Origin of the sequence: Nocardioides sp., assembly GCF_035576065.1 — a bacterium.
Classification (GTDB): Bacteria; Actinomycetota; Actinomycetes; order Propionibacteriales; family Nocardioidaceae; genus Nocardioides.
Genome location: NZ_DATLWX010000045.1, coordinates 171640 through 183654 on the forward strand (window position 1 = coordinate 171640; position 12015 = coordinate 183654).

Annotated in this window: 10 protein-coding genes; 3 read left to right on the top strand and 7 right to left on the bottom strand. The window is 70.5% G+C overall.

Translation table 11 applies throughout. The annotated features are described in order from the left end of the window. Positions 1–18 precede the first annotated feature (18 nt). Entirely contained in the window at positions 19–654 is a 636-nt protein-coding gene (locus VNJ48_RS21175) for a GNAT family N-acetyltransferase (RefSeq protein ID WP_325605779.1), read from the top strand. Positions 655–717: 63 nt separating this feature from the next. Here VNJ48_RS21175 and trxA read toward each other — a convergent pair whose 3' ends face one another. The 7 genes from trxA to VNJ48_RS21210 all read right to left on the bottom strand — a co-directional run bounded on the left by trxA (position 718) and on the right by VNJ48_RS21210 (position 9747). Then, positions 718–1041 carry a thioredoxin gene (gene trxA, locus VNJ48_RS21180; protein WP_297735825.1) on the bottom strand — a complete coding sequence of 108 codons (324 nt, stop codon included), beginning with the start codon at positions 1039–1041 and terminating at the stop codon, positions 718–720. 222 nt (positions 1042–1263) lie between these two features. Then, positions 1264–2265, bottom strand: a complete 1002-nt coding sequence (trxB, locus tag VNJ48_RS21185; RefSeq protein WP_325605780.1) for a thioredoxin-disulfide reductase — start codon at positions 2263–2265, stop codon at positions 1264–1266. A 105-nt stretch (positions 2266–2370) separates the two neighbouring features. Then, complete coding sequence (locus VNJ48_RS21190) at positions 2371–3087, bottom strand: hypothetical protein (RefSeq protein ID WP_325605781.1); 717 nt, start codon at positions 3085–3087, stop codon at positions 2371–2373. A 68-nt stretch (positions 3088–3155) separates the two neighbouring features. Next, complete coding sequence (gene sigM / locus VNJ48_RS21195) at positions 3156–3860, bottom strand: RNA polymerase sigma factor SigM (RefSeq protein ID WP_325605782.1); 705 nt, start codon at positions 3858–3860, stop codon at positions 3156–3158. Next, a complete protein-coding gene (locus tag VNJ48_RS21200; RefSeq protein WP_325605783.1) occupies positions 3857–5755 on the bottom strand; it encodes a hypothetical protein in 1899 nt (632 codons plus the stop codon). Before VNJ48_RS21200 ends, sigM begins: the two co-directional genes overlap by 4 nt. Before the next feature lie 42 nt (positions 5756–5797). Beyond that, the gene (gene murJ / locus VNJ48_RS21205; RefSeq protein WP_325605784.1) at positions 5798–7456 is read right to left on the bottom strand and encodes a murein biosynthesis integral membrane protein MurJ; all 1659 of its coding nucleotides are present in this window, start codon (positions 7454–7456) and stop codon (positions 5798–5800) included. Next, the gene (locus VNJ48_RS21210) at positions 7453–9747 is read right to left on the bottom strand and encodes a DUF6049 family protein (RefSeq protein WP_325605785.1); all 2295 of its coding nucleotides are present in this window, start codon (positions 9745–9747) and stop codon (positions 7453–7455) included. Before VNJ48_RS21210 ends, murJ begins: the two co-directional genes overlap by 4 nt. Before the next feature lie 89 nt (positions 9748–9836). Between VNJ48_RS21210 and VNJ48_RS21215 the strand changes: the two genes are divergently transcribed. Continuing rightward, complete coding sequence (locus VNJ48_RS21215) at positions 9837–11330, top strand: CCA tRNA nucleotidyltransferase (RefSeq protein ID WP_325605786.1); 1494 nt, start codon at positions 9837–9839, stop codon at positions 11328–11330. 9 nt (positions 11331–11339) lie between these two features. Then, on the top strand, positions 11340–11807 hold the full coding sequence (locus tag VNJ48_RS21220; RefSeq protein WP_325605787.1) for an SRPBCC family protein: 468 nt from the start codon (positions 11340–11342) through the stop codon (positions 11805–11807). Positions 11808–12015: the final 208 nt, after the last annotated feature.

Here is a 12015-nt window from a genome sequence, read left to right on the forward strand (position 1 = left end):
CGGGCCTAGCATGGAGACATGACGCGGCGGACAGCTCCGCTCACGCTCGACCACCTGACGCAGGTGCACGAGCCGTGCCGCTCCTGCCTGTTCTGGTCGACCGATCCCGTGAGTCGCTCCCGTCTCGGCGCGGGGGAGGAGACCGAGGTCCGCGAGGCCTGGCTCTCCTGGGTGCTCCGCGAATGGGGGTCCTGCGGGCGCGTCGCCCTCGTCGACGGCGAGGTCGTGGGACACGCGATCTATGCCCCGCCGGTCTTCCTGCCGGGCGCGGCAGGAATCCCGACCTCGCCCCCGTCCCCTGACGCAGTGCTCCTGACCACCGTGTACGTCGACCCGTCGGCCCGCGGCGGCGGCATCGGCCGCCTCCTCGTGCAAGGGATGGCCCGCGACCTCGTCCAGCGCGAGGTGGTTGCGGTGGAGGCCTTCGGTGACACCCGCGGCCGTTCGAGCGGGTGCGTGGTCCCGGCCGAGTTCCTGGGCCGGGTCGGCTTCAAGACCCAACGCGCCCACACGACCACACCGCGCATGCGGATGGACCTGCGCTCGGCCGTCTCGTGGAAGTCCGAGCTCGAGGCGACGCTGGAACGGCTCTGGGGCGTCGTACTGCCAGCACCTGAACCGGCGCCGAAGGCGTCGCACCGCACGCGCGACTGAACCGCGCATGAAAAGACGAACGCCCCGACCCGCAGTGCGGACCGGAGCGCTCGTGGGTGAGACTCAGATGAAGTCGGCGAGCTCCTTGAGGAGCGCGGCCTTCGGCTTGGCGCCGACGATCGACTTCACGACCTCGCCGCCCTGGTAGACGTTGATCGTCGGGATGCCGGTGACGCGGTAGGACGCGGGCGTGACCGGGTTTTCGTCGACGTTCATCTTCAAGAACGTGATCTTCTCGCCGTGCTCGGTGTTGATCTCGTCGAGGATCGGGGCGACCTGGCGGCACGGGCCGCACCACTCGGCCCAGAAGTCGACGAGGACCGGCTTGTCGGACTTGAGGACCTGCGCCTCGAACTCGGCGTCGGTGACTGCGGAGATGTTGCCCACGGGATGCCTTTCGTTGATCGGATGACGTCTGTGAATCAGTCAACACCACCCCACCGACGGATGTTCCCCGCCGCGTGCGGAGACCGCCGGGCGTCACGTGCAAGTTGCGCGCGGGCGACGGACTTCCTGGCGAAGTCCTGCACCTCACTACCGTTGCAAAGGCCATGAAGTGCAGGAGTCCCCGCCTGAGCGGGGACTCCAACCGGACGAGCGCGCGTGGGATCAGCCAGAGACCGGCGTGGTCTCGGTGATGATCTCCTCGGCCTCGCGCTGCGAGGCGTCGACCAAAGCAGCGTGGTCGAGGGCGGCGACGTAGCGCTCGGCGTCGAGGGCGGCCGCGCAGCCGGTGCCGGCAGCGGTGATGGCCTGGCGGTAGATGTGGTCGACGAGGTCGCCTGCGGCGAAGACACCGGGCAGGTTGGTCGCGGTCGACGGGTGGTCGACCAGCACGTAGCCGTCGTCGTCCAGGTCGACCTGGCCGGTCAGCAGCTCGGAGCGCGGGTCGTGGCCGATCGCGATGAAGAGGCCAGTCACGTCGAGCTGGCGCTCCTCGCCCGTCACCGTGTCACGCAGGGTGAGGGACTCGAGCCGGTCGTCGCCGTTGATGGAGGCGATCTCGGAGTTCCAGACCATCTCCAGCTTGGGGTCCGCAAAGGCCCGCTCCTGCATGATCTTGGAGGCGCGCAGCTCGTCGCGGCGGTGGATCAGGTAGACCTTCGAGCCGAACCGGGTCAGGAACGTCGCCTCCTCGACCGCGGAGTCACCGCCACCGATCACGGCAATGGCCTGCTCGCGGAAGAAGAAGCCGTCACAGGTCGCACACCAGGACACACCGCGGCCCGACAGCTCCTCCTCGCGCGGGAGTCCGAGCTTGCGGTAGCCGGAGCCGGTCGCGAGGATCACCGACCGGGCCTGGTAGGTGTCGGTGGCCGTCTTGACGATCTTGATGTCGCCGGTGAGGTCTACCTCGACGATGTCGTCGGCCACCAGCTCGGCGCCGAAGCGCTCCGCCTGGGCGCGCATCTCGTCCATCAGGGCCGGGCCCATGATGCCGTCGCGGAAGCCGGGGAAGTTCTCCACCTCGGTGGTGGTCATCAGGGCGCCGCCAGCAGTCACCGACCCCTCGAAGACGAGAGGGGCGAGGGCGGCCCGCGCCGCGTAGACAGCCGCGGTGTAGCCCGAGGGTCCCGAACCGATGATGATGACGTTGCGAACTTCGGACATGGTCGGTTCAGGCTCCTGTGGGTCGGTTGGCGCGTACGCACTGTGCAACCGATCGTAGGCGCCCGGTGTTCCATCGAGGACACCAGCGTGGCCACCTCGCGAGGGTCAGCGGGTCTTGATCTCCACCGACTCCACCGGGTCCGCCTCGCCGCACAGGAAGAGATCCACCCGCTGGCTGCCCGCGGTGGGGGCGCGGTAGACCAGGACGCCCGGCGTCCCGTCGTAGGTGACCCCGACCTGGTCCTGGGAGTCCTCGCTGTCGACCAAGCAGTCGAGACTGGTCGGGATGGAGGAATCGAAGGCCGCACCTTGCCGTAGTGCCCGTACCTGCCGCCGCAGAGGTGCCGCGGAGACGAGGACGGACAGATCGCTGTCGGTGGTGAGGGTCGGCGGCTTGTCCCGCGTGTTCGCCTGTGACTCGGGATCTCCCGACTTGAGCCCTTGGGGCTCTGGGGCTTCCTGCGCTCCGAATGCGCGGTCGGACTCGGCACCACCAGCCGCCGTCTCGTCCTGGCCCGACCCGGAGTCCGAGCTCATCATCGAGTCAGCCGACTCGTTGACGCCGGGGAGGACCTGCTTGACCCCGACGCCGAGCACTACGACGGCCGCGGCAGCGAGGAGGGCGGCGGACGCGCGCCGGCGCCGGCGCGAGGCGAGCGTCACCACCGGCGCGCGCACCTCGCGACGCTCCGCGGCGAGCTCGGCCAGGACCTCGTCAAGGCGCGTGACGACCTCGGGTGGGGTGGGCCCGGTGTGCTTGGCGGAGGCCAGGAGTGCACGCACGGACTCGTCCTGGTCGGGGGTCAGGTCGGAGTCGGACATCGGGCACCTCCTTCGGCGTACAACGTGAGTGAGCGGGAGTTCAGGGACACAGGGTGATCAGGACGCGGTCACGGCTCGGCGGGTGGGGAACCGCGCGGGCGACCAGTGATTGGGACGTCCGCGGCGACCGGGGGGTTCCCTGAGAGGACGTCGTCCGGCGACCCGGTCAACCCGGGCGCGAGCAGGCCGAGCAGGGGCGCCAGCTTTGCGCGGCCCCGGAAGCAACGGGACTTGACGGTCCCCTCGGCGACGCCGAGCATCGCTGCCGCCTCGGCGACGGGGTAGCCCTCCATGTCGACGAGGACCAGGGCGGCGCGCTGGTCGGGGGCCAGGGTTCGCAGCGCATCGAGCACCAGCCGCCGCCGCTCGTCGGCCACGGTCAGCTCCGCCGGGTCGAGCTCGGCGTCGGTCGAGCTGACCAGCGAGCCGCGGTCCGCGCGCTCCTCGAGGTCGTCGGGCAACGCCTCGGCGCGGCGTACCTTCATCGCCCGCAACCGGTCGAGGCAGGCGTTGACGACCACCCGGTGCAGCCACGTGGTCACGGCGGCGTCGCCGCGGAACGACCCCGCGCGGCGGAAAGCAGCGATCATCCCCTCCTGCAGCCCGTCTGCGGCGTCCTCGGGATTGCCCATCGTGCGCAGGGCGACCGCCCACAGCCGGTCGCGGTGTCGGGCGAAGAGCTCGCCGAAGGCGTCGGGATCACCCTGGACGTGCCGGGCGAGGAGCTCGGCGTCGGAGGCGCCCGTCAGCTCGGCGTCGGAGGCGCTCGTCATCCCAGGACCGCCACTTCTGCGATCGCGCCGCGGAACTCACCCTCGATCGGCGGGATCGAGGTCAACCAGACAGTGACGTAGCGACCCGAGACGGCCTGGTCGAGGCTGATGGTGAGGACGCCGTTGCCGGACTGGTTCCCGACCGGGGTGAGCTCGGCGACGCCGGTGGGCTCCTTGTCCTCGACGTACACCGAGAGCGTGGTGGGACCCCCGAGGGTGGCAACCTCGATCTCGCGCACGGACCGGGTCGACCCGAGATCGACGAGCAGGCCAACGCCGTCCTTGAGGCCCGTCGGTCCGAAGTCCTGCTTGTAGGTGGAGGTCTGCCAGGACGTCGCCGTGTCGCCGTCCAGTGCCAGCGGAACGAGCTCAGGATTCTCCTCGCGCGGCTCCGCTCCCTGGGGATCGAAGTCGACGGCCGTCAGCTCGGCGAAAGGCGTCGGTTCCACAGGAGTCGGCTCGGCGGAGGCGGTGGGTTCGTCGTCGGGCTCGTCACCGTTGCCGACTCCGAGCTGGTAGGCCGCAACACCTGCCACGAGCAGGAGCACCCCGATGGCCACCGACATGGCCAGCCGGAACCAGCTGCGTCCCGGCACGACGTGGTCCGTGCTGTCGTTGGTCGCGGCCGGGACCCCCGTTCCGATGCCGGTGCCGACGCCGGTGCCGGTCTCCCAGGGCCAGTAGTCCCGAGGAGGCGCGGCTGTGGCGCCGGGTCGCGCTCGGCGTACGGGCTGACCCTCGGCCGGCTCGGGTGCGAACAGCGGCTTCGCCTGCGTCTCCTCGTGGGGAGGGGGCGGGACGGGGATCGTGCTGCGGGCCTGGATCCAGCCGACGTCGTTGTTCTCGTCGAAGACCGGGATCCCCGCCTGGGTGGGCATCTCGGTGAGGTGCGGGGACGGCTCAGGTCCGGGCTGCGGGGTGGGCCCAGGCGGGAGGTCAGGCGCGGGCTCAGTCGTCGAGTCAGACGTGGGTACGACCTGAGTCGTGGAGTCCGGCGTCGGCTCCACCTGCCGGACTGCCACGGTGGGGGACGGCGGCTGCGGTGACGACGCGTCGACCGCCCAGGGCGCGGGAGCAACGGTCACGGCATGGTGATCGAGCCACGACTCGGCGCTGTCCAGCCCGGTGGGGTCGCCGACGAACTCGCGCAGCGCTTCGACCACTCCGGTCATCGTCGTGAGGTCGAACGCCGACCGGTGGTGGGCGCCGTCGGCGTTGATCACCTGGTCGCACAGGTCGTCGAGCTGCCGCGGGATGCCGGCGCGCACCCGGCGAGGGCGCATCACCTGTCCGTGCTCCGTCGGGGCCGCGGCCACGTGGGAGGAGGAGACCCCAGCCCACTTGCCGGTGAGGGCGGCGTAGAGGACCCCGGCGGTGTCGACGAGGTCGGCGGACTGGCGGCCCGTGGGCAGGCCGTGAAGTGCCGCGTCGACGGCGAAGCCGATGATCCGGACCTGTCCGTTGAGGTCGATCAGGACGTTCTCCGGCACCATCCGGCCGTGGTCGAGCCCGGCCTCGTGGGCTCGCGCCAGGCTGTCCGCGATCTCGGAGGTGACCCAGGCCGCGCGTCGCGGCTGCAGGGGCCCGTTGCTGCCCAGCATGTTGTCGAGCGAGGTCCCCTGCCCCCACTCGTTGACGACGTAGCAGCACTCGTCGGTCTCGTCGGCGTCGAGCACGCGCAGCAGCCGCCGGTCGTGGTAGGGCGCCGTACGCCGCGCGGCCTCCATCAGGCCCTCGGCCCGCTCGTCGGTCCTGGCGATGAGGTGTACGGCGACCGGCCGGTGCAGGACCAGGTCGTGGGCCAACCAGAAACGCCCGCCCGCGCTCTCGGTGAGCAGGTCGTCGAGGCGGTAGCGGTCGGCGAGGAGGTCGCCGGCGTGGATGGAGTCAGGCACCGCGAACCTCCCTCTCCCCGGTCGGGTCGGCGCTGGTCGGACTCATCCTAGGACTCGCCGGCGCCGCAGGCGGGACGTGGCCGCCTGGGTCAGGGACGTCACTTCACGGATCCGCAGCGCGTGGGACAGCACGAGCACCACGACCAGGCCGACGACGCCGGCGACGCCACCACGGGCCAGCGAGACGAGGGGAGGTGGGTTGTCGGCGCGGTCGCCCAGCAGGGCCCCAGCGCCTGCGGTCACCAACCAGGCAGCGAGCGCAGCGAGAGCGACGACGAGCAGCATCCGCATCAGGAACCGCAGCAGTGCAGGCGTCTGGAGGTCACCGAGAACGCGGCGCAGCACCGAGTAGCTGACGATCGAGCCGACGGCGTACGCCCCGAGGTAGGCAGCGGCCAGGGCCGGCGCGGTGCCCGGTGCACTCACCAGTCGCACGAGGACGACGGCGAGGGCGATGTTGGTCGCCGAGATCGCACATTGGATGAAGAACACCCGGCGCGTCTGCTCCAGCGCGTAGAAGCCGCGCAGCATGAAGTAGTGGACGGTGAAGAAGACCAGCCCGGGTGCGAAGACGGCCAGGGTCGTCGCGAACCGGTCGGCCGACTCCTTCTCGGCCCACCCGAACAGGACGTTGGCCACGTCATAGGACAGCACGGGCAGCAGGGCAGCGACGGGCAGCACGACGACCAGCGCCGACCGCAGCGTGGAGGCAATCGTCGTCCCCATCTCCCGCAGCCGGTCCTCGGAGGCAAAGCCCGAGATGGTCGGGAGGATCGCCGTGGCCAGGGACACGGTGACGATCGAGTGCGGGACCATCAGGATCAGGAATGCGTTGGCGTAGACGGTGTAGCCGGTTCCGTCCTCGTCGCCCAGGGGCCCGCCCGAGGCTTGGTTGACCACCACGACGTAGGCGAGCTGGTTGACGATGACGAAGAGCACCGTCCAGAGACCGAGCGACAGGGTCTTGGCCAGACCCGCGTCGCGGAAGTCGAAGCGCGGTCGATAGCTGAAGCCGGCGGCCTTGAGGTAGGGCAGGAGGATGAACAGCTGCAGGACGATCCCCAGCGTGGAGCCGACACCGAGCAGGAGCTCTTGGTCGCGGGTCAGAGCTTGCTGCCACTCGCTCGTGGTGGCCTTCCCGTACAACCCGAGGTAGACCGCGAGCATCAGCACGGCCACGGCGTTGTTGGCGATGGGGGCCCACATCATCGGCCCGAACCGGCCGCGGGCGTTGAGGATCTGCCCGACCAGCACGAACATCCCGTAGAAGAACACCTGTGGCAGGCACAGCCTGGTGAGGTGGATGATCGACTCGAGGTGCGCGGCGTATTGCGGAGAGTCGTAGTCGCTGCTGAGGAACAGCGGTATGACCCACGGGGTCGCCACGACGAGGGCCACGGTCACTGCTCCGAGGAAGAGCGCCGACAGCGTGATCACGCGGTTGGCATAGGCCTCTCCGCCGTCCGCGTCGGACTTCTGGGCCCGCACCAGCTGCGGCACCAGGACCGCGTTGAAGACACCGCCCGCGACCAGGATGTAGATCATGTTGGGCAGCGTGTTCGCGATCGTGAACAGGTCGGCCTGCACTGCGGCGCCGAGGGCCGCGACCAGCAGGGCACCGCGCAGGAACCCGCTGGCCCGCGAGAACGCGGTGCCGGCGGCCATCACGGCACTGGAGGCGAGGACCTTCTGGTCGCTCATGGAGAGACCGCGAGGGCGGTCGCTCCCGGTGGGCTGGCGCGCCGGGCCCTCAGACGCTTGACCAGGCGCAGGGCGATCGTGCCGAAGAGAAGCAGCGCACCGCCCGCAAGGATGAGCCAGATCAGGCCGCTGACCTGGGCGGCGCGGACCTGCAGGCTGGTGGACGCCCCGGTCGGCTGACCGTCGGCGTCGGTGACGAGCAACGACACCTGGTGGATCCCGGGTCGGCTGGCGGTCACTTGGGGCAGGATCCGCTTCTTGGCCCCGGGGCCGAGCTGCTGGGGACCCAGATCGGCGAGCTCGAGGGTGCCGCCGGAATCAACGGCGAGCCGGACCGTGACCGGTTGGTCGAGGCCATTCACGACGTCGGCGCCGAAGGGCCCGGTCTGGCTGGAGAGGGTCACGGCGTCGGGGGCCTCGACGCGCACCTTGCCGAGCTGGGCATCGATGAAGCCAGTGGCCTCCTGCACGCTCTGGGTGACGTCGTCCGCGTGCGAACGGTGACCGCTCGAGAGACTCACCAGCACTTCGTCGGCCACCTGCTCGCGCACGAGGTCCTGCAGGGTCAGGACACCGGACAGGAGCTGGGCCCGGGCGGTCAGCTCCTCGGCGGCGGTGAAGCTGGTCTCGTCGAGCTCGGCCTCGGCGTCCTCGAGCGAGTAGGCGATGTCGGTGACGCTGATCGAGGTTGCCGGTCGCAGCGCGATGTCGGCGGCGCTGACCGCCGAGAGCCAGGGCACGTCGAGGTCGGCCAGGAGCGCGTCGGGCTCCTCGGGGTGCCAGTCGGCCGGCAGCATCATCACGACCGGGGGAGGAGTCGGCGCAGGGGGCCCCGACGCCGACGCCGTGAGCAGGCGCAGGGCCGCCTCGCTGAGCAGGCGTTGCCTGAGTGCCAGCGGGTCGTCGGCGGGCGTCGGACCGGGCCCACCCGCAGCGGCACCGGACGAGGTCACGAGCACCTTGTGCCCCAGGAGGTCCACCATGGACGACGCCGAGTCGGGAGGCACCGTGAACGAGGTGGTGTCGCCCAGCAGGATCATGGTCTCCGGGCTGGCGGCAGCGATCGCGGCCGGGCTCATGATGCCGTCCCGCGGAGCCAGGGCTGGGGTGGCCGGGATTGCCAGCCCGGCCATCACCTGGGTGCTGCGGGTCACGGCCTGCTGGTAGAACGCCGGGCCGTGCGTCGCGGCCGCCGACTCGTCGATGTCGCCGTACGGCAGGGCCAGGACGGTCCCGCTGCTGGCGAGGGGGAGGAAGCGGTCGAGCCACTCCTGCGCCTGGTCGGCCAGAGCCTGCTGACGGTCGGACAGCTCCTCCTCGGGAACTGGCGGCGGGATGGGGTCGGAGAACGCCGCGAAGGGCTCGGGCTCGACAGGCGCACCCGTGGGCTCGCTGGGCTCTTCGGTGGGCTCTTCGCTGGGCGGCGGGGCGTTGGGATCAGGGGCCAGGCTGCGGGGCGGGTTGCCGTCGGCCAGCCGCTTCACGGCGGCCGGCACGGCCGGGTCCACCAGCCACGTGAGGGGCACGTCGGCGGCCTCTCCCGCGTCAAGGATGGCGTCCAGCCGTCCACCGTCACCCAGGGACCTGGTCCACCGGGCCAGGTGCGCGATCCGACCGTCGGGCTGGAACCACACCGTCTCGCGGACGGGCACGACGATGGCAGACTCCACCGTCACCTCGTCCTTGTCCTTCCCGCGCGCGCGCGGGACCAAGGGGATGAAGGTGCGGGCGCGACCGTCGGCGATGAGGTCCCGCTCCAGGGACGAGAACGGGATCCCCATGGCGTGCACGCCCAGCCAGTAGACGCCCGGCTCGACGACGCGGATCTCTGACCGGGGCACAGTGAGCGAGAAGGGCGCCGACTCGCCCGGGTCGAGCAGCTCGACGGTGTCCTCGGTGCCCGCGGCGACGATGCGCGTTCCGACGAAGGCGGCAGTCTCGATCGCGGCGGAGTCGGCGAGGGACTGCGCGTCAGGGATGGGGGCTTCGGAGCGGAAGGAGTAGAGGTTGATCGCGGTCCACTGCTCGTCGCTCTGGTTCGTCACGGTCCCGGTGATCGTGAGCGGGCGGTCGTTGTCGCTCAGGGTGGACGGGCTGATGGACTCGAGGTGCACCCCGAGCGGTTCCTTCTCCTCTGGCTTCGGGGTCGTCCGCGCCGTCGCGGAGAGGCCGATCGGCACGACCAGGATCATCAGCGCGAGGGCCAACGAGCACACGACGGCCCGCAGGACTGCCTTCGTCGTCCGTCCCGCTGCCCTCCGGGCGCGGGAGTTCGAGGACAGGCACTGCACGGCACCGACTGTAGTGCCCGGTCACCGGGCATCTGGCGCGACTCTCGCGACCACGGCGATCCCCACCCCATCCCTTATCGTTCACCCTTGTGTCCGACGCCGTCCTGCCCCCGCTCTCGATCGCCGAGGTGGAGCGCCGCGTCGCCTCGGAGCTGACCCGCATCGGCCCGGTCATCGATGACCTCGGCGCACGCTTCGCCGCAGCGGGCGAGGAGCTGGCACTGGTCGGCGGTCCGGTGCGCGACGCCATGCTCGGCAGGCTGCAGAACGACCTCGACTTCGCCACCTCCGCTCGCCCGGAGAAGACCGAGAAGCTGCTCTCGGGCTGGGTCGACGCCATCTGGGACATGGGCCGCTCCTTCGGCACCATCGGCGCCCGGATCGGTGAGTGGCAGGTGGAGATCACCACCTACCGGGCCGAGACCTACGACTCGACCTCCCGCAAGCCCGAGGTGGAGTACGGCGACAACCTGGTCGGCGACCTCGGCCGGCGGGACTTCAGCGTCAACGCCATGGCCGTCCGGGTGCCGGGCCGGGAGTTCGAGGACCCCTACGGCGGACTCGTCGACCTGGCCAACCAGACCCTGCGCACGCCGGGCACGCCCGAGGACTCGTTCTCCGACGACCCGCTGCGCATGATGCGAGCGGCACGCTTTGCCGCCCAGCTGGGCTTCACCCCGGCGCCGGAGGTCGTGGCCGCCATGACCTCGATGGCCGGGCGGATCGAGATCATCTCGGCCGAGCGCGTGCGTGACGAGCTGGTCAAGCTGGTGTGTGCGCCGTACCCCCGACTGGGCCTGCGCCTGCTGGTGGAGACGGGCTTGGCGGCACACGTCCTGCCCGAGCTGCCCGCCCTCGCCCTCGAGCGCGACGAGCACCACCGCCACAAGGACGTCTACGAGCACTCGTTGACCGTCCTCGAACAGTCGATCGACCTCGAGTCGCGCCTCGGTGGCGGACCCGACTTCATCTCCCGGTTCGCCGCCCTGATGCATGACGTGGGCAAGCCCCGGACGCGGCGGTTCGAGCCGGGCGGAGTCGTGACCTTCCACCACCACGACGTGGTCGGCGCGAAGCTGACCCGCAAGCGGATGCAGGCGCTCCGCTTCTCCAACGCCGAGATCGACGCGACCAGCAAGCTGGTCGAGCTGCACCTCCGCTTCCACGGGTACGGCGCAGGCGAATGGACCGACGCAGCGGTACGCCGCTACGTGCGGGACGCCGGTGACCAGCTCGAGCGACTCCACATCCTGACCCGTGCCGACTGCACCACCCGCAACCAGCGCAAGGCGGACCGCCTGCGCCGGACCTACGACTCCCTCGAGGAGCGCATCGCGCGGCTCGCCGAGCAGGAGGAGCTCGCCTCGATCCGGCCCGATCTCGACGGTGCGCAGATCATGGAGATCCTCGACATTGCTCCTGGCCGCCGGGTGGGCGCCGCGTACAAGCACCTCCTCGAGCTGCGCATGGACAACGGCCCGATGAGTGAGGACGACGCCACGGCTGCCCTTCTCGCCTGGGCTGCCGCCAACCCGGGTGAAGGTGACGGAACACACGCGAGGTCCGTGCCTCGACTCGACTAGATTGCGCTCATGACCGACGTCGTTGCGCCCCTGCTCGAAGAATCCATCGACATCGCCGCCCCGCCTGTGCGCGTGTGGTCCCTCGTCTCGGACCTGGGCCGTATGTCGAAGTGGAGCCCACAGGTCCTCAAGACCATCGTCCGGGGCCGACCCGTCGGGCTCGGCACCAGGACGATCAACATCAACCGTCGCGGCCCGCTCGTGTGGCCGACGCGTTCCAAGGTGGTGCGCTTCGAGCCGCACCGCGAGATCGCCTTCCGGATCAAGGACAATTTCACCATCTGGTCGTTCAGCCTGGCCGACAACGGCTCCGGCGGCACGACGCTGACCCAGCGCCGCGAGGCCCCGGACGGGCTGTCCCCGATCGCGCAGTCGCTCGAGGACCGGCTGATGGGCGGAGTGACGAAGTTCGAGGTCGAGCTCGGGGCCGGGATGCGCGAGACGCTGGCGAAGATCAAGGCAGACGCCGAGGCCTGAGGGGACTCGACACCCGCAAGCCCCTGACTGCGCCTGACCTGTGGATCTGGAATCGGTTGACCTCACTCGGTCGCGAACTGGCGGCGCGCGACACCGATCTTGGCTGTCGACCTGTCTTGCGCCGCCAGTTTCAGGGCCCCCGGGTCCCGCCCGCCGACAACGACAAGGCCCGCCCCGAGCAATGTTCGGAGCGGGCCTTGGCGGTGCT

Bases quoted from the DNA above. Each gene is read 5' to 3' on its own strand.
- VNJ48_RS21175 (WP_325605779.1), top strand. From the start codon at position 19: ATGACGCGGCGGACAGCTCCGCTCACGCTCGACCACCTGACGCAGGTG.
- sigM (WP_325605782.1), bottom strand. From the start codon at position 3,860: ATGACGAGCGCCTCCGACGCCGAGCTGACGGGCGCCTCCGACGCCGAG.
- VNJ48_RS21220 (WP_325605787.1), top strand. From the start codon at position 11,340: ATGACCGACGTCGTTGCGCCCCTGCTCGAAGAATCCATCGACATCGCC.
- trxB (WP_325605780.1), bottom strand. From the start codon at position 2,265: ATGTCCGAAGTTCGCAACGTCATCATCATCGGTTCGGGACCCTCGGGC.
- VNJ48_RS21190 (WP_325605781.1), bottom strand. From the start codon at position 3,087: ATGTCCGACTCCGACCTGACCCCCGACCAGGACGAGTCCGTGCGTGCA.
- murJ (WP_325605784.1), bottom strand. From the start codon at position 7,456: ATGAGCGACCAGAAGGTCCTCGCCTCCAGTGCCGTGATGGCCGCCGGC.